Annotated in this window: 17 protein-coding genes; 7 read left to right on the top strand and 10 right to left on the bottom strand. The window is 67.7% G+C overall.

Going from position 1 to position 16,504, the window contains the following annotated elements:
* Positions 1-274: hypothetical protein (locus NX1_RS37540; protein WP_218024215.1), on the bottom strand; the 274-nt coding region annotated here is incomplete at its 3' end.
* A gap of 146 nt (positions 275-420) precedes the next feature.
* Positions 421-840 carry a DUF5318 domain-containing protein gene (locus NX1_RS32505; protein WP_068068131.1) on the bottom strand — a complete coding sequence of 140 codons (420 nt, stop codon included), beginning with the start codon at positions 838-840 and terminating at the stop codon, positions 421-423.
* A 541-nt stretch (positions 841-1,381) separates the two neighbouring features.
* Between NX1_RS32505 and NX1_RS32500 the strand changes: the two genes are divergently transcribed.
* From NX1_RS32500 to NX1_RS32485, 4 genes are all read left to right on the top strand, one after another.
* Positions 1,382-2,464 carry a DUF1707 SHOCT-like domain-containing protein gene (locus tag NX1_RS32500; protein WP_157120312.1) on the top strand — a complete coding sequence of 361 codons (1,083 nt, stop codon included), beginning with the start codon at positions 1,382-1,384 and terminating at the stop codon, positions 2,462-2,464.
* Positions 2,461-3,237: a DUF1707 SHOCT-like domain-containing protein gene (locus NX1_RS32495; RefSeq protein WP_068068129.1), complete on the top strand. Its 777-nt coding sequence runs from the start codon at positions 2,461-2,463 to the stop codon at positions 3,235-3,237. The genes NX1_RS32500 and NX1_RS32495 overlap by 4 nt, the downstream gene beginning before the upstream one ends.
* Before the next feature lie 119 nt (positions 3,238-3,356).
* A complete protein-coding gene (locus tag NX1_RS32490) occupies positions 3,357-3,914 on the top strand; it encodes a PadR family transcriptional regulator (RefSeq protein ID WP_068068126.1) in 558 nt (185 codons plus the stop codon).
* Entirely contained in the window at positions 3,907-5,007 is a 1,101-nt protein-coding gene (locus tag NX1_RS32485) for an inositol-3-phosphate synthase (protein ID WP_068068123.1), read from the top strand. The genes NX1_RS32490 and NX1_RS32485 overlap by 8 nt, the downstream gene beginning before the upstream one ends.
* A gap of 104 nt (positions 5,008-5,111) precedes the next feature.
* On the opposite strand, the gene NX1_RS32480 is transcribed toward NX1_RS32485, so the two are convergent.
* The 7 genes from NX1_RS32480 to NX1_RS32450 all read right to left on the bottom strand — a co-directional run bounded on the left by NX1_RS32480 (position 5,112) and on the right by NX1_RS32450 (position 13,172).
* On the bottom strand, positions 5,112-5,738 hold the full coding sequence (locus NX1_RS32480) for a TetR/AcrR family transcriptional regulator (protein ID WP_068068152.1): 627 nt from the start codon (positions 5,736-5,738) through the stop codon (positions 5,112-5,114).
* Between the two features lie 283 nt (positions 5,739-6,021).
* Positions 6,022-6,447 carry a GyrI-like domain-containing protein gene (locus NX1_RS32475; RefSeq protein ID WP_068068120.1) on the bottom strand — a complete coding sequence of 142 codons (426 nt, stop codon included), beginning with the start codon at positions 6,445-6,447 and terminating at the stop codon, positions 6,022-6,024.
* Between the two features lie 9 nt (positions 6,448-6,456).
* Positions 6,457-6,915, bottom strand: a complete 459-nt coding sequence (locus NX1_RS32470) for a GyrI-like domain-containing protein (protein ID WP_068068118.1) — start codon at positions 6,913-6,915, stop codon at positions 6,457-6,459.
* A 295-nt stretch (positions 6,916-7,210) separates the two neighbouring features.
* On the bottom strand, positions 7,211-9,499 hold the full coding sequence (locus NX1_RS32465; RefSeq protein ID WP_068068116.1) for a transglycosylase domain-containing protein: 2,289 nt from the start codon (positions 9,497-9,499) through the stop codon (positions 7,211-7,213).
* 373 nt (positions 9,500-9,872) lie between these two features.
* The gene (locus NX1_RS32460; RefSeq protein WP_068068149.1) at positions 9,873-10,745 is read right to left on the bottom strand and encodes a carbohydrate ABC transporter permease; all 873 of its coding nucleotides are present in this window, start codon (positions 10,743-10,745) and stop codon (positions 9,873-9,875) included.
* Positions 10,746-10,792: 47 nt separating this feature from the next.
* On the bottom strand, positions 10,793-11,827 hold the full coding sequence (locus tag NX1_RS32455) for a carbohydrate ABC transporter permease (RefSeq protein WP_084501924.1): 1,035 nt from the start codon (positions 11,825-11,827) through the stop codon (positions 10,793-10,795).
* A gap of 43 nt (positions 11,828-11,870) precedes the next feature.
* Entirely contained in the window at positions 11,871-13,172 is a 1,302-nt protein-coding gene (locus NX1_RS32450) for an ABC transporter substrate-binding protein (protein ID WP_068068146.1), read from the bottom strand.
* A 229-nt stretch (positions 13,173-13,401) separates the two neighbouring features.
* Here NX1_RS32450 and NX1_RS32445 point away from each other — a divergent pair, with 229 nt between their 5' ends.
* Both NX1_RS32445 and NX1_RS32440 read left to right on the top strand, forming a co-directional pair.
* The gene (locus NX1_RS32445; protein WP_174555554.1) at positions 13,402-14,244 is read left to right on the top strand and encodes a DUF2786 domain-containing protein; all 843 of its coding nucleotides are present in this window, start codon (positions 13,402-13,404) and stop codon (positions 14,242-14,244) included.
* Positions 14,245-14,397: 153 nt separating this feature from the next.
* Positions 14,398-14,910, top strand: coding sequence for a TIGR04338 family metallohydrolase (locus tag NX1_RS32440; protein WP_068068140.1), 513 nt, complete (start codon positions 14,398-14,400; stop codon positions 14,908-14,910).
* Positions 14,911-14,972: 62 nt separating this feature from the next.
* Here the strand turns inward: NX1_RS32440 and NX1_RS32435 are convergent, their stop codons facing one another.
* The gene (locus tag NX1_RS32435) at positions 14,973-15,944 is read right to left on the bottom strand and encodes an o-succinylbenzoate synthase (protein ID WP_068068109.1); all 972 of its coding nucleotides are present in this window, start codon (positions 15,942-15,944) and stop codon (positions 14,973-14,975) included.
* A gap of 183 nt (positions 15,945-16,127) precedes the next feature.
* Between NX1_RS32435 and NX1_RS32430 the strand changes: the two genes are divergently transcribed.
* Positions 16,128-16,427 carry a hypothetical protein gene (locus NX1_RS32430; RefSeq protein WP_068068107.1) on the top strand — a complete coding sequence of 100 codons (300 nt, stop codon included), beginning with the start codon at positions 16,128-16,130 and terminating at the stop codon, positions 16,425-16,427.
* Positions 16,428-16,504: the final 77 nt, after the last annotated feature.

Here is a 16,504-nt window from a genome sequence, read left to right as displayed (position 1 = left end):
GGGCGACCTTGCGGCGGACGTCCTTGCGGGGGGCGTCCCTGCGGGGGACGCCCCTGCGGCGGTCCGGGACGATGCGGCGGCTGCTGACCGCGCGGATCACCGTTGGGTCCGCCCTGGGGGCCACCGGGACGCGGGCCGCCCTGCGGGCCACCAGGGCGCGGACCGCCCGGCGGCGGTAGCGGACGGAAACCGGGTGGGGGCGCTTGGCGCTGGCCTGGAGCCGGGTTCGGAGATGGTTGTGAACTTCGCTGAGTACGGCCGCCGTGCGGTTCATCGCCGTAGGGGGAAGTCTCGTAGGGCGAATTCACTGACAAGATCTCCATAACTCGTATCGGTCAGGCTGGCTCGGTGCGGTCACGGGCACCGCGGCGGACACGTGCAGGCTCCGCGAGTCACCCGACAGGCAGATGACCAGGCACATCACTCGGCGGCGGTACGTCGGTTCGCTCGCGTACCCGTGCGGCGACGCGTGGGAGCCGGGGCATTGCCGAGCACATAGGACTGCACCAGATGATTCCAGCTGCAGGTCCGGCATACCTCGACGACATGCACCGAGAACTCCTCGCGAGTCTCGGCGAGGCGCATCAGCTCCTCGGGTGTGCGAGCCGATCCAGCCACCGGCCCGAGGCCGTCGCCGTAGACCCAGGATACGAGGGTGAGCTGTTCTTTCCGGCAGATAGGGCACGTGACCTCGCTCCCCCGACCGTGGAACTTCGCCGCACGCAGCAGATAGGGATTTGCATCACATACCTCGGCGACATCGACCCGGCCCGCATAGACGTCAGCCAGCAGCGACCGGCGCCGGAGCGCGTAGTCGACTACCTGCCGCTGAATTCGCACGCCAACCAGAGTAGCGGGGTGCGGGCGAGGACGCCTCGCTCCGCTCGGCTTACCTCGCCCGCACCAAGCGTCGGTTCGCGACCCGGGGCGCTCCGCTTCCCGGGTCGACCTGCACCTTTCAAAGTTTCGGGGGGCGAGGACGCCTCGCTCCGCTCGGCTTACCTCGCCCGCACCAGGCGCCGGTTCGCGACTCGGGGCGCTCCGCTTCCCGGGTCGACCTGCACCTATCAACACGTCGCCGAGCGGCGACGCCTTGCTCCGCTCGACTTGTCCAGTCCGTGCGTGGCGCAGATCCGTGACATTTATTGCACAAGTCGCTTCGCTTCGCTCGGCATGTGTTGTTCGTGCAGTGGTTCAGGACAAGGCGATCCGTTTCGATGTTGTCCAGGGGTCTTGCCGAGGCCCGAGACGCCCTCGGTTCGTGACAGGGGCGCTCCGTATTTCCGAGGCGACGTGCACGTATCGATGACGTGCGCGTCTCCGATTCGCTCGGTTTCGCGGGAACCGTTCTCCGTGGGCATGTTCTGTTTACGATTCGTGTGTGTCCACCGGTAGCAACGGGCGCATGCGAGCGCGTGATCTGGACCGCGTGAATGCATGCGGTCTGCTGGATGCGGCCTACGCGGAGGGCCAGCTCGGGGCAGACGAGTATCGCGAGCGGACGGCGAAAGCGGGGAGCGCCAAGACCGTTGGGGAGCTGGCGCGGTTGACGAGCGATCTACAGGTTCCGGCCGCCGCGCGCGATCTGATGCCGGGCGGGTCGGAGAAGTCGCGGAAACCTTTGCGGCGGACCCGGAGCCGTGCGAGTTATCCGGACCACACCAGGGCGCGGAATGCCGATCGCGCCAACACGATTCGGGTGCTCGACGACGCGCACGGCGAAGGGCAGCTCGACGCGGACGAGCACGAGGCGCTCACCGAGCTGGCTTCCGAGGCCACAACCCTGGGTGAGCTGGGTGAACTGGTGGCCGACGTGCAACGCGTCGCCGCGGCGGCGCCGCCGAGCCCGCCGCGTTCGCGCCGGAACCTGTGGTTCCGTGTCGCGGTGGCCGCGGTGGCCGTGCTCGGTGTCTGCGCAGGGTATTTCGCCGCGGGGCGCGACGATCGTGCGGTCCCCGCGCGGGCCGTCCCGGTCGAGCTGGGCACGGTGCAGCCGCTGGTGCTGCCGAGGCCCGAGCTGTACACCGTCGCGGGGATGACGCTCTACCGCGACAAGTACCGGGAGAAGTTCGGCGACACCCTCGTCGACGAGCTGTGGCTGCACAAGGATTTCGCGACGGTGCAGCGCATCGCGCCGGAGGGGTCGCAGTGGTCGGTCGACTGGGACTACTGGGGTGGATTCACCCAGCACGACAATCTGATCACCACGCGCAGGCCGGACACGCGGTCGGTGGACCTGGCCACGCTGAACGTCGAGGCCATCGGCGCGGTGCTCGCCACGGCGCCAGCGATGACCAAAGTGCCGGGCGGTGTCGTCGACTCCATCGAGGTCTCCGCCGACTCTTCCACCGCGGGCAACGGAAGGCCCCTCGTCGAGATTCGCGTTCGCAACGATCGCAGCCAGCACGGCAGCGTCCTGATCTCGCCGTCCGGCGAGGTGCTGAAGGTCAGGGAGGTCGGATGATGGCGTCGAACCACGACCGGCTGCGGGCAGGCGACAGCGATCGCGCCGACGTCTGCGGACTGCTGGACGCCGCGCTCGCCGACGGCCAGCTGACCGCGTCCGAGCACGCCGCCCGCACCGCAACAGCGATGCGCGCCAAGTCTTTCGGCGAACTCGACAAGCTGATCGACGACCTGCAGATCCCCGGCGAAATGGTCGACGCGCCCGTGGTGCGCGGCGGCCGCGGCCGGACGCGCTGGATTCCCGCGGCGATCCTGACCGCTGCCCTCGTCGCGGGCGGGCTGGTCGGCTGCGTAGCGCACAGCACGGTCGACCGGGCCGCCGCCGACCCGCTGCCCGACCTGACCACGGGTGCGGGCCTGGCCTATTTCATCGACCGGTACCGCGCCGAGTTCGGCGAGACGATCGCCGACGACGTCACCGTGTATCCGGGCTACGCGCTCTTCTATCGCAACGAGAACGGCAAGTCCGTCTACTACCACTTCGACGGCGATTTCTCGCTGTTCGGCAACCCGTCCTCGCGCAAACCCGACACTCCGACCGTCGACATGGGCGCCATCGACCTGCCCGTGCTCGCGCGCCTGCTCGCGGGAGCCCCGCAGTCGCTGCTGCTGCCAGGCAGCCCGATCTCGCACGTGAGCATCGAGCGTGAGGCCAAGAAGAACGCGCAGCCCTACCTGCAGATCTACGTGCAGAACGAGAACAGCGAGAGCGGCTTCATGACCGTCCTCTTCGACGGCGAACCGCTGAACGTCCGCCCGCCCAACCGCTGATCCGAGCCGGGAGACCGCTCCATATATCGCCCATCGCTGTGCCCGGTTATATCGGCGCGATATACTCGGAAGTCGCATCCATCGGTTAGGTCTGCACAACAGTCAGGGGGTGACGCCCGATGCTCGAGCTGGCAATCCTCGGGCTGCTCCTCGAAGCGCCGATGCACGGTTACGAGCTGCGCAAGCGGCTGACGGGCCTGCTCGGGCCGTTTCGGGCCTTCTCCTACGGGTCGCTCTATCCGACGCTGCGGCGCATGCAGGCGGATGGACTGATCGCGGAGGAGAACCTCGCGGGCGTCACCATGCGCCGCGCGCGGCGGGTCTATCAACTGACACCGGCGGGGCGGGAGCGTTTCACGGAGCTCCTCGCGGACACCGGCCCGCAGAACTACACCGACGACGGCTTCGGCGTCCACCTGGCGTTCTTCAGCCGCACTCCCGCGGAGGCGCGGATGCGGATCCTGGAGGGCAGGCGCCGGCAGGTCGAGGAGCGCCGAGAGGGATTGCGGGAAGCGATCAAACGGGCCAGCGGGTCGTTGGATCGCTACACCCGACAGCTCCACCAACTCGGTCTGGAATCAAGCGAGCGCGAAGTGCGCTGGCTCAACGAGTTGATTGCGGCGGAGCAATCAACGAAGGCGGCACCACAGAAAGAGGGAACCATCGGCCATGAGTGACATCAATACGGCTGAGAACGCCACCGAAGTTCGCGTGGCCATCGTTGGCGTGGGCAACTGCGCCTCCTCCTTGGTCCAGGGCGTGCAGTACTACAAGGACGCGGACGAGACCTCGACCGTGCCCGGTCTGATGCACGTCAAGTTCGGCCCGTACCACGTCCGCGACGTCAAGTTCGTCGCCGCGTTCGACGTGGACGCCAAGAAGGTCGGTTTCGACCTGGCCGAGGCGATCTTCGCCAGCGAGAACAACACCATCAAGATTTCCGACGTGCCCCCGACCGACGTGGTCGTGCAGCGCGGACCGACGCTCGACGGCATCGGCAAGTACTACGCGGAAACCATCGAGCTCTCCGAGGCCGAGCCGGTCGACGTGGTGAAGGCGCTGAAGGACGCGAAGGTCGACGTCCTGGTGTCCTACCTGCCGGTGGGTTCGGAAGAGGCGGACAAGTTCTACGCCCAGTGCGCCATCGACGCGGGTGTCGCCTTCGTCAACGCGCTGCCGGTGTTCATCGCCTCCGACCCGGTGTGGGCGCAGAAGTTCGTTGACGCGGGCGTCCCGATCGTCGGCGACGACATCAAGAGCCAGGTCGGCGCGACCATCACCCACCGCGTGATGGCCAAGCTGTTCGAGGACCGCGGCGTGCAGCTCGACCGCACCATGCAGCTCAACGTCGGCGGCAACATGGACTTCAAGAACATGCTCGAGCGCGAGCGCCTGGAGTCCAAGAAGATCTCCAAGACCCAGGCCGTCACCAGCAACCTGAAGAAGGAACTGGGCGCCAACGACGTGCACATCGGCCCGTCCGACCACGTCGGCTGGCTCGACGACCGCAAGTGGGCCTACGTGCGCCTCGAGGGCCGCGCCTTCGGCGACGTGCCGCTGAACCTGGAGTACAAGCTCGAGGTGTGGGACTCGCCCAACTCGGCGGGCATCATCATCGACGCGGTGCGCGCGGCCAAGATCGCCAAGGACCGCGGCATCGGCGGACCCGTCATCCCGGCCTCGGCCTACCTGATGAAGTCCCCGCCGAAGCAGCTCGCGGACGACATCGCGCGCGCCCAGCTGGAAGCGTTCATCATCGGCGCGGAGTAGATCCGTCACTCGTAGATGAGGGAAGCCGGTCGGAGAGTCGCTCTCCGACCGGCTTTGTGGGTTTCGGACCGGAACCGGTGTGCCGCAGGCGAACTCGATGCGGTTCAGCGTGGAGGCGCGAGGAATCCTTCGACGACCTTGCGCACCTTGTCCGGTGCGTCTTCGTCGCCGAGGCGCAGCGCCGTGTTCGCGGCGCACAGCACCGCGTCGATCTGGAATGCGGCGAAATCGACATCGAGTTCGGCGATCTCGCCCGCGTCCGCCGCGGCGCGTAGTTCGGCCGCGAGCAGGTCCACCCATGCCGTCTGATCGCGGACCAGCGCGTCACGGACCGGGCCCGGCCTGCTGTCGAAGTCGGCGATGTTCGCGGCACGAAAACAACCCCCGGGGAACAGCGGCCGCTCGGCATAGGCGATCCAGTGTTCGATCAGCGCGCGCAGCCGCGCCGCACCGTGTGGCGTGCTGCGGACGGGTCGCACGACCGCTGCGACGAACTCTTCTCGCGCGCAGTCGATCGCGGCGAGTTGCAAGTTCTCCTTCGTTCCGAACAGCGTCTGAACGCCGCTTTTGCTGAGCCCGAGGTCGGTGGCCAGCCTGCCGAGGCTGAGTCCGTTGAGTCCTTCCACCGAGGCGACGTCGACGGCGTGGCGAGCGATGGTGCGCCTGGTCTGCGCGCCGCGCAGGAGGCGTTGATCGGTGATCACCGGTTCGGGCCGGTCGGCCGAAAGCATGTCCCCGCGTGCACTGTGCCGCTGCTCGAGTTCGCTCACCGTCTCCATCTTGCCATCTTCCGTTTAAACATACGATGGGTCGTACGTTCGATTACAAGACGGGATGCGCTGGTGACGACGGGAAATCCCGCCCGCTGCGGCCGCCACGGTGAGCGGGATCGGCCGGATTCGCGAGCGGCGTGTCCGCGGCCCCGATCGATGGGCTACGGACACGCCGCGTCGGCGCTGAGCTCGTTCAATTCGAAGCCGTTCGGTTCGAAGCCCGTTCGAACTCGAAGCCGGTTCAGTCCAGCGAGACGTAGACCTCGACGGAGGTCGGGCCGGTGTAGCGCTCGATCTCCGCGGTGTGCGAGCGGGTGATGATGCCCGCGCTCTCGGCCTTTGCGACCTGCGCCCACGCGGTGCGCAGCAGGTCGTAGGGCTTGTCGGAGACGACGAACTTCGCGTAGCGGCCGTGCGGGATGCGGGTCACCACGTCGCCCTGGTCCAGGTCGTCCAGCGAACCCACCTCGTAGCCGAGGACGGCGACGGCGTGGTCGTTCTGGCCGATGTACGCCGCGACGCGCGGCACGCTCTTCTCCCTGGCGAGGTAGCGATCCCAGGTGAAATTCACCAGATCGAGGTCGCGTGCGGCCACTTCGCGGCCTGCCAGCGGAATGGTCAATCCGGCGACCAGGCTTTCGTCCAGGGTGACGATCTCGAAATCCACTGCTGTGTCCTACCCGTCGCTCGGTTCGTCGGCCAGCGCCACGAAGACCTCGGCGGTGCGGTCGTCGGGATAGTGCTCCCAGTCGCCGGTATAGGAGCGCACGAACCGGCCTCCCGCCTCGGCATCCCACACCGCCCGCCAAATGCTGACGATCGTATCGCCGAGATCGTCGCCGCTGGCGATGAATCGGGCGAAGCGGCCACCGGGCACCCTGGCCAGCACGTCGCCGGGCAGCAGGTCGTCGATGCTGCGGCAGCGGTAGCCGACGATGTGGGTCAGATAGGAGTTGATCTCCGGCGCGTGATCGACATAGGCGGTGGTCGGCGGGCCGGGTAGGCGGCGCGAGAGAATGCGCTTCCACGCTTCCTCCACCTTCGCGCGGCGCGGCCCTTCGACCGCTAGCGCTGGGCTGCGAAGCACCGTGCCCGCCACCAGCACCTCGGGACGGTCAACGACATTGAAATCCACCGGCGTAGCCCCTATGTCTAGTCTGTTTTCAATTGGCGGCGCTTCCGGGCCCTCTGTGTCCGCACGCTACCGCCTGTCGGCCGGTCGCTCGCGCCGCTGCCGTCGTCGCTAAAGCGCTTATCCTTCCGCATCGTCACCGTGGGACGGGCGTCGCCCCTCGTTCACCTCGGCGCCGACGGGCCGCGCTCTCACTCTGGCAAAACGATGCTGCCATGTCATGCGTTCCCCGGAGGCACGCTAGGTCACAAGATCGATTCAAGATGGTGTGCGGCACAGTTATCTGACGGTGCGCACGTCAGCCCGGCACCGGAACGCTCAGTCCAGGGAAGATTTCGACCTGCGTCGGCTGCGGCGGCGCGGGCGGAATGACGATCGATGGCTGCGGTTGTTGCTCTGGTGCCCGAGATGGATTCGGGTTCGGGTTCAATATGTCGTAGGGATTGTTCGATGGCTTCGGCGGGTTGGGGCCGCCGACCGCGGGGCCGCTCGCGGGCGCGGTGGGGAACTGCTCGATGGGTGTGCCCTCCAGTGCGCCGTCCATCATCTGCTTCCAGATGTCGGCGGGCAGGCCCGAACCGTAGATGTCCGCGCCGCCCGCGGTGCGAATCGGCTGCGAACGCTCACTGCCGATCCACACCGCGGTGGACAGCGACGGCGTGAAGCCGATCATCCAGGCGTCCTTGTTGTCGTCGGAATCGCCGAGCTGGGTCGTGCCGGTCTTGGCCGCCGACGGCCGGTTGCCTGCCAGCGCGTGCCCGTTGGAATAGGCGGCGATCGGCATCATCGCGGCGATGGTGTTCTCCGCGAAAGCGGGCTTGATGCGCTGCTCGCCGGGCGGCAGCTGGTCGCCGACCTGCTGTTCGGGCGTGCCCCGATCGAGCAGTACCCGTCCGTCGCCGGTCACCACGCGCTGCACGAAATACGGCCGGTGGTACATGCCCGAAGCCGCGATGGTGCCGTATGCCGAGGCCATGTCGATCGGGCGCACCAGATATTGGCCGAGCACGATGCCGTTGAGCGGCGGGCCGCCCTCCTCGGTGAGCGTCTTGCCCGCGACGCCGGGGATCTCCTCCGGGACGCCCGCCTGGTGCGCGGCGTCCGCGATCGCCTGCGGTCCCTCGAACATCGACATCGTCAGCCGGTAGAAGCTGGTGTTCAGCGAGCGCTTCAGCGATTCGGCCATGCTGCACTTGCCGCAGGATTCGCCGTCCACGTTGGTGATCCTGGCGCCGCGATCGGTGACCGGCGAACTGTCCAGCACGCGCGTCAGCGGGATGCTCTGCTGCTGTGCGGCGATCACTGCGAACACCTTGAACGCCGACCCGGTCTGCAACGGCGCCTGCGCGAAGTCGTAGCCGATGCCGTCCTCGCCGCCGTAGTAGGCGCGCACCGCGCCGGAGCGCGGATCGATCGAGACCACCGCGGCGCGCAGGTACGGCGGCTGCCCGCCGAGCCGGTCGTGCACGGCGGTGAGCGCAGCCTGCTGCGCCTTCGCGTCGATGGTGGTGGTGATTTGCAGTGCGCCCGTGTTGATTTCGCGTTCGCTGATGCCGGAGGCGCGCAGCTCGCGCAGGACCTGGGTGCGGATCAAGCCCTCCGGGCCGCGGGCGGCGTCGTGGTCGGGAATGTCGGTGATCGGCACTATCCGCGGGAAAACGGTGGCGTCCCGGTCGCCCGGCGCCAGCACGTCCATCTCGACCATGCCCTCGAGCACATATCGCCAGCGCTCCTTCAGTTCCGGCAGGTGTGTTTCCGGGTCGAGGACCGATGGCGTGCGGATGAGGGCCGCGAGCACCGCGCCCTCGGCGAGCGTCAGCTGTGCGGGCGGCTTGTCGAAGTACGCCTTCGACGCCGCGGCGATGCCGTAGGAGCCGCGCCCGTAGTAGATGGTGTTGAGGTAGGCGGCGAGGATGTCGTCCTTGCTCCACTGCCTGGCCATCTTGGCCGCGATGATCAGCTCGCGCATCTTGCGGGTCAAGGTGCGTTCCGAGCCGAGGAAGGCGTTCTTCACGTACTGCTGGGTGATGGTCGAGCCGCCGCCCGCGTTGTCCTTGCCGAGCAGGTTGTCCCGGCCCGCGCGCAGGAAGCCGGACGTGGAATAGCCAGGGTTGGTGTAGAAATCGCGGTCTTCGGCGGAGAGCACCGCGTTGCGCACCGGTTCGGGCACCTCGGAAAGCGGCACCGGGATCCGGTTGCCGTCCGGCGGAATCACCTTCGCTATCACCGTGCTGCCGTCCGCAGCGAGGATGGTGGCGACCTGATTCGTCTGCACCGCAGCCGGATCGGGAACCTCGGCGCTCCAGTAGACCAGCACGAACAGCAGCGAGGGCGTCGCGACGAACAGGATGAACAGCGCGAGCGCGAGCCGACGCAGCCGTTCGGCGCGACTGCGCGGCGGCCGCTCGGTATCCGTCGGCGTCGCGGTGTCGCCGGGCCGGGATCGCCTGAGCGCCTGCGCTTTCCGTTCCCGCGCATGCGGTGTGTTCCGTTCACGGAAGCCCGCGATGGAGGCGTGCGGCGGTGACGATTGCTTGCCCCCGGCATCGCGTTTCCCGCCTCGCTTGCCGAACGAGCTCACGATCATCTCCTCCCGGAGTTGTCGGTCGAACCCCACCTGCACTGACAACGATCGCCGAAACGAGCTACGACCGGACTCTACTCCGCCCGGCCCGGCCGAGGCGGCACACAGTCCACACCATTCCGCTTCTTAGGCAAAGTAACCCGAGCATTCCCCAGGCCCAACCAGAGCCGAAACCAGGTCATCTGCCCGAACCTGTAAGTCGACACGGAACGTTCCCCGCTCACCCACCCACAAACGGAGCGAGCCCGACGAGCGACCGTTCGCGGCCGTCTCGATTCCCAGTGGCCGAAGCGCATGCGACGCAGTCGCGAGTCTCGGCCGCTGGGAATCGAGACAACAGGGGCCGCGAACCCGCGCGCGCCAGCGCGCCAAAGATTCAGCTCTTGACGCCGCCCGCGGTCAGACCGGAGATGATGCGGCGCTGGAACAGCAGCACCATGATCACCAGCGGGATCGTGACGATCGTGCCCGCCGCCATGATCGCGGCGTACGGCTGTACGAGCGGGTTGTTGCCGGAGAACCGGGCGATCGCGACGGTGACCGGTTCGGTCGCGTCGCTGGAGAGCAGGCGGGCGAGCAGGTATTCGTTCACCGCGGCGATGAAGGCCAGGATGGCGGTGGTGAACACCGCCGGCGCGGCCAGCGGCAGCATCACCAGCCGGAACGCCTGCATTTTGCTCGCGCCGTCGATGCGGGCCGCCTCTTCCAGCTCCCACGGCAGTTCGGTGAAGAACGAGGCCAGGATGTAGACGGTCATCGGCAGCACGAACGAGATGTTCGGGATGATCATCGCCTGGTACTGACCGATCCAGCCGAGGTTGGTGAACAGCTGGAACAGCGGCGTCACCAGCACGACCACCGGGAACATCGACGCGCTCAGGATCAGTCCGGCCACCACGTACTTGCCCCGGAAGGTCAGCCTGGCCAGCGCGTACGCGGCGAAGATACCGATGAGCAGCGCGAGCACCGTGGTGCACGCGCCGATGATCACGCTGTTCACCAGCGCCTTGCCGAAGTCGTTGCCGCGGCTGGTGTCGAACGCGTCGCGGAAGTTCTCCAGCGTGACGTGCGTCGGCCACGGCGTGTTGTCGAAGGTGTAGTCCGGATCGCGGAACGCGGTGACGGCCATCCAGTAGAACGGACCGAGACCCCACACCAGCACGATGAGCACGCCGAGGTACATGCGCACGGATGCGAACCGCTTGGTCCACGGCACCGTCCGGGCGGGGGCAGGTTCCTTCGTCGCCATCAGCGCGCCTCCACTGTCTTGCTCGGTGCGCACCCGGTCGCTCGTCGTCATGCTCGCACCGTCCCTTCGCGCTGCGCTTCCTGAGTGCGGACGGCGTTGGCGCCGAGGATCTTCACCAGCACGAACGCCACGGCGAAGATCAGCAGGAAGGTGATGGTGGACAGGGCGGCGGCGCTGTTCGGTCCCTGGCGCACCTGGTCGACCACCAGGATCGACACCGTGCGGGTCGACGGGTTGTTCAGCGTCATGATGGCGGGCAGGTCGTACATGCGCAGCGCGTCCATGGTGCGGAACAGGATCGCCACCAGGAGCGCGGGTTTGAGCAGCGGCAGGGTGATCTGGGTGAACCGCTGCCATGCCGACGCGCCGTCGACCTTGGCGGCCTCATACACGTCGTTGGGGATCACCTGCAAGCCCGCGAGCAGCAGCAGCGCCATGAACGGCGTCGTCTTCCACACGTCGGCGGCGATCACCGCGAACCGCGCGGCCCACGGGTCCGATGTCCACAGGATGTGCGTGCCGAGCACTCGGTTCACCACGCCGTCGTACTGGAACATGAACTCCCACAACCGCGCCGTGACCGCGGTCGGGATGGCCCACGGAATGAGCACCGCCGCGCGCAGCAGCGCCCTGCCCTTGAAGCTCTTGCCCATGACGATCGCCATGGCGAGACCGATGGTCGCCTCCAGCGCCACCGTGATCACGGTGAAGAACAGCGTGATGCCGATGGACATCCAGAACTGCGAGCCGAGATTGCCGGTGGGGCAGGCGATGGTCTCGCCGGTCGGCAGACTGCACTGTTGCAGCAGCCAGTGCGTGTAGTTCGAGAACCCGGCGCTGCCGCCCTCCACGAACATGCCCGTGCTCGGGTCGAGCCCGGGGTCCTTCTGGAAGGACATGTACAGCGCGCGGATCACCGGGTAGCCGATGACGACCGCCAGCGCGATCAGCACCGGCGCCACGAAGACCCAGGCCTTGCCGGAGCGGCGCAGCTCCCAGGCCAGGCTCGCACCGAAACCGCGTTTACGCGGAAGGAATTCGTCGCTCGGCACGCGCGTGGCCGCTCCCGAAGGATCCGACACCGTTATCTCTCTCCTACGGGTTGGTCGGGTCCGCTGCGCTCGTTCACGAACCCGCGGTCTCGATGCCTTTCTGCATCCCGACGATCGCGTCGTCGACGGACTTGTTTCCGGTCAGGGCAGCATAGGCGTTGTCCTGGATTGCCTTGGACACCGCCGGGTAGAAGGGGGTCACCGGGCGCGGCACGGCGCTGGCGATCGATTCCTTGAGTGCGGGCAGGTACGGCATCTTGGCGATCAGCGCCGGGTCGTCGTACAGCGAGGCGCGCACCGAGGGCAGCGCTCCCGAGGCGATGATGTGCTGGGCATCCTCGCTGATCAGGAAGCGCAGGAAGTCGAGTGCGGTGGCCTTGTTCTTGGAGAACGCGCTGATGGCCGCGTTGTAGCCGCCGAGCGTGGAGGCGCCGACGCCGTTCTCGCCGGGCAGCGGCGCGACCGCGAACTTGTCCTTGACCTGCGAGGATTCGGCGCCGGCGTCACCGAAGGTCGACGGCCAGGCGCGCAGGAACATCAGCTTGCCCTGGGTGAAGGCGTTCGCCGATTCCGGCTCCTTGAAGGTGATCGCCTCTTTGGGGATGTCGCCGTTGTTGTACGCGGTGACCAGGGTGTTCAGGCCGGCGCGCGCCTGCGGGCTGTCCACGGTCGGGGTCTTCCCGTCGGCGCCGACGAAGGTGCCGCCGAATCCGTTGATGACCTCGGAGGTGTTCACCGTCAGACCTTCGTAGGGCGCGAACTGCCCTGCGTAGCAGCCGATGTTGTTGTCCCGCGCGACCTGGCACTGGCCGAGCATCTCGCCCCACGTCTTCGGCGGATTCGGGACCAGGTCCTTGCGGTAGAACAGCAGGCCGCCGTTGGTGTTGCGCGGCGCGGCGTAGAGCGTGTTGTTGTAGGTGGCGCTGGCGACCGGCGGCGAGAGCAGCGTCGAGGTGTCGATGGCGAAGGAGTCCTTCAGCGGCTGGATCCAGCCCTTGGCGGCGAACTCGGCGGTCCACGGCACGTCGAGGGCGACCACGTCGTAGGTGGACTGCTTGGAGCGCATGTGCTCGACCAGGTCGTCGTACTGCTGCGAGGCGTCGTTCGACTGCTCCTTGAACGTCACCTGCTCGTCCGGGTGCGAGGCGTTCCAGCGCTCGATGAGCTGCTTGACCACACCGGTCTCGGTGGTGTCCTTGCCCTCGACGTAGGTGATCGGGCCGCGACCGGTGAGGTTCTGGCTGGTCGGGCTGCCGCCGTTGTCGCTGGAGCACGCGCTGGTGAAGGTCGCCGTCAGCAGCGCGACCGCGGCGGCCGCCAACGCGGCCCGCGGTACGAGCGACGAACGTAGGGACGACACCTTCTTCAAAGCCATCGCGAACACTCCATGGGTACGACGTGAGCAGCAGCACACCCTGCCGGTTGCACAACGGAAGATACATGGTGTTCATCCGCCACGCCCGAAGAGCGGTACAGAAGGCCAGGTCGGGTGGATGTCGCCGGTCGCTGGGCGCGTTGGGCGGATCGTTCGCCGCCGATCGGCCCGCCGCCCGCCCCGAGCTCACGACGACCTGTGTCGTCGCGTGCCGTTACCCTGGCTGCCGATGACTTCGCCGAACGCGGTTCCCGATCGGATGCTCACACGCATCGGCGGTCTGCTGCGCAAGGCAGAAGCGACCGACAACGAGCACGAAGCGGAGGCGTTCCTCGCCGCGGCGCAGCGGTTGGCGACCCGGTCCTCGATCGATCTCGCGGTGGCGCGGGCGCACGTCGCGGGGCGGGAACGCAGGCCGACGCCGGTGCAGCGGGTCATTCCGATCGGCGAGCCCGGCAAGAAGGGACTGCGCACCTACGTGCAGCTGTTCGTCGCGATCGCGCACGCCAACGACGTGCGCTGCGATGTTGCCCGCACCTCGACCCAGGTCTACGCGTACGGCTTCGACACCGATATCGACACCTGCGAGGCGCTCTACGCCAGCCTGCTCGTGCAGATGGTTCGGGCGTCCGATCACTACATCAAATCGGGCCAGTACCGCACGGCGACCGTCGAGAAGATAGTCAGCGAGAAGCGCTGGGGACGCACCGTGCGGCGCCGGGTGGAGGCGCCCGCCGCCCCGGTGACGGCGCGGCTGAACTTCCAGATGGCCTTCGCCGCGCGCATCGGGCGACGGCTCGCCGAGGTGAAGTCGGAGGTCGAAGCCGAGGCGGTGGCGCCGGAGACGGCGACGGGAACCGCGCTCGCGCTGCGCGACAAGGAACTGGAACTCACCGACTTCTATGGCCGCATCTCGGAGGCCCGAGGAACCTGGCGCGGACCCCAAGCCTCCGCAGGGCACTCGGCCGCTGCCCGTCACGCGGGCGACCGCGCGGGTCGGGCGGCGCGGTTGGGCACGTCGCCGGAACTGGACGGCGCGCGAGGTCAACTGACCTCCGGTGCGGGCGGGTGAATCGACGGATGCTGGCGCGGCGTGCGGCAGGGTGTCCTAGCGCTTGCCCGGGGCTCGTCGCGGGCGCGGGCGGATGAGGCAGCGATTTCCCCAGGCGATTTCAGGTCGGCGGAAATCGCCGCGTCGCTGGACGGCGATCGGGAGCAGTCCGCGATGAGTGTGCGAGATACCCAGCGCGCCAATGTATATGACGCCGAACAGCTGGTCCGCGGCATGTTCGATCGCGCCGACGAGTACGGCAACCGCACCGTCGAACTGTACGGGTCGCATCTCACCTTGCCCGTCGAACGCCGTTTCGCCTCGGTGGCGTCCGTCCAGACCTATGCTGAGAAGGTGCTCGCCCTCAATTGGGTTCGGGCCCAATGGGATCGAGCCGAGGCGCCGGTTCGAGTGCGGTCGCGTGCCGGAGCGACCGCCGCTCACTACGAAGCGGCCGACGCGGTCCTCGCGGTGCCGCTGCACACCGGCGGCACCGCGTGGGCTCTGCGCGAATTGGTCGTCTTGCACGAACTGGCCCACCACTTGGAACCCGCACCCGGCGAAGTCGCCCCCCACGGGCCCGAATTCTGTACCCGCTATCTCGAGCTGGTCGACGGAGTCATCGGCCCCGAAGCCGCCCTCGTGCTGCGAACCACCATGCTCAGCTGCGGCGTTCGCATCGGCTAGGAATCGTCACAAATCTCTCGTACGTCTCCGGTGCCTAGGTGAGGCGTACGGAAGATGTGTCGCTAGGAGAGCAGGGCGCGCACGCGTTCGTAGCGAGCGTGCCACCAGGCGACGCGGTCGGGGTCGCGGTGGCGGTAGCGGTCGACGAGTGCCGGGGCGGGCGTCAGGGGTGTGCGCGGTACGCGGAGGAAACCGTCCACTGGGCGTAGGGATTCGTCCACCACATCCCCTTCGAACAGAGAGATCGTTCCGAGCCCGCAGGCGAAATCGAGTTCCGGGAGCGCGCCGGCCAGCGCCAACTGCGCGCCGAGGCCGACGCTGGTCTCCAGTGCGGAGGAGACCACGCAGGGCAGTCCGGCGGCCGCCGCGACCTCCAGCGCGCGCCGGACTCCGCCCAGGGGAGTGCATTTGAGCACGGCGACATCGGCGGCCCCCGCCACGGCAACGCGCAGCGGGTCCTCGGCGCGCCGGATGGATTCGTCGGCGGCGATGCGCACGTCGACCTTCTTGCGCACCTCGGCGAGTTCCTCGATGGTCCGGCAGGGTTGTTCGACGTACTCCAAACCGCCTGCCGCCCGGTCGATCCGGACGATATGCGCGATCGCGGTGTCCACGTCCCATGCAGCGTTGGCGTCCACCCGGATTCCGCCGTCAGGGCCGAGCGCGTCGCGGACCGCCTCGACTCGCGCCAGGTCCTCGCCGAGGGAATCGGGGTGGTCGGCGACCTTCACCTTCGCCGTGTGGCAACCCGAGGAGCTGACGATTCGGTGCGCCCGCTCCGGATCCACCGCGGGCACCGTGCAATTGATCGGAATCCGTTCCCGCACCGGCTCCGGCCAGCCGGTCGTCACCTGCTCGACCGCCGTCGCCAGCCATCCCGCCGCCTCCCGATCGTCGTACTCGGGGAACGGGCAGAACTCACCCCACCCAAGCGGCCCCGGAATCAACATCCCCTCCCGCACGGTGATCCCGCGAAACCGCGTGCGCAGCGGAATCGCGTAGACGACAGGCTCGGGAAAGGTGTCGGCGGTCATCGGTGGCCAGCCTACGGGGCGGGCGTCGAGCCGAGGAGATGCGTATACCGACATGGTCGCAGCGGCCGGGGTGCCGCACCTGAGCGGATTCGGCAGTCCGGCGGCTTGCGTTGCGTGGTTGTTCCGTCGACAGCCGGGCACCCTGGATGTATGGGGTCGGCGATATCGAGGCGACTGGCGGACTTGACGCGAGCCGCCCTCGCAACTTTCCTCGCCCTCGGATGTGCTTGGACCGCAGCGATTCTCGTTCCGCTGTACGAATTTCTCGCAGGCGAGGGACAACGCGGCAGCAGGTATCTGCCGATCGCCTACGGCCTCGCGTGGACGGGGATCGCCGGTGCGGGTGTGGCCGCAGCGGTGCTGGTGATCTCGAAATTGCGGACGCGCAACGCGATCGGGTGGACGCCACTGGTGGCGGTTCCGTTGATCATCGAATCATGGTTGCTGGGCTGCCTCGTCGCGCTGGTGCTGGGTTCTCTTTGAGGTGGCGCCGGGCGGTACGCGAGGTTGTGCAGCCGAGTTTCGATGTGTGCTGGCAACTCGATCCGAGCGGAACCGGC

Source organism: Nocardia xishanensis NBRC 101358 (assembly GCF_001613365.1).
Lineage (GTDB): Bacteria > Actinomycetota > Actinomycetes > Mycobacteriales > Mycobacteriaceae > Nocardia > Nocardia xishanensis.
This window is presented reverse-complemented; position numbering and strand designations above follow the sequence as displayed.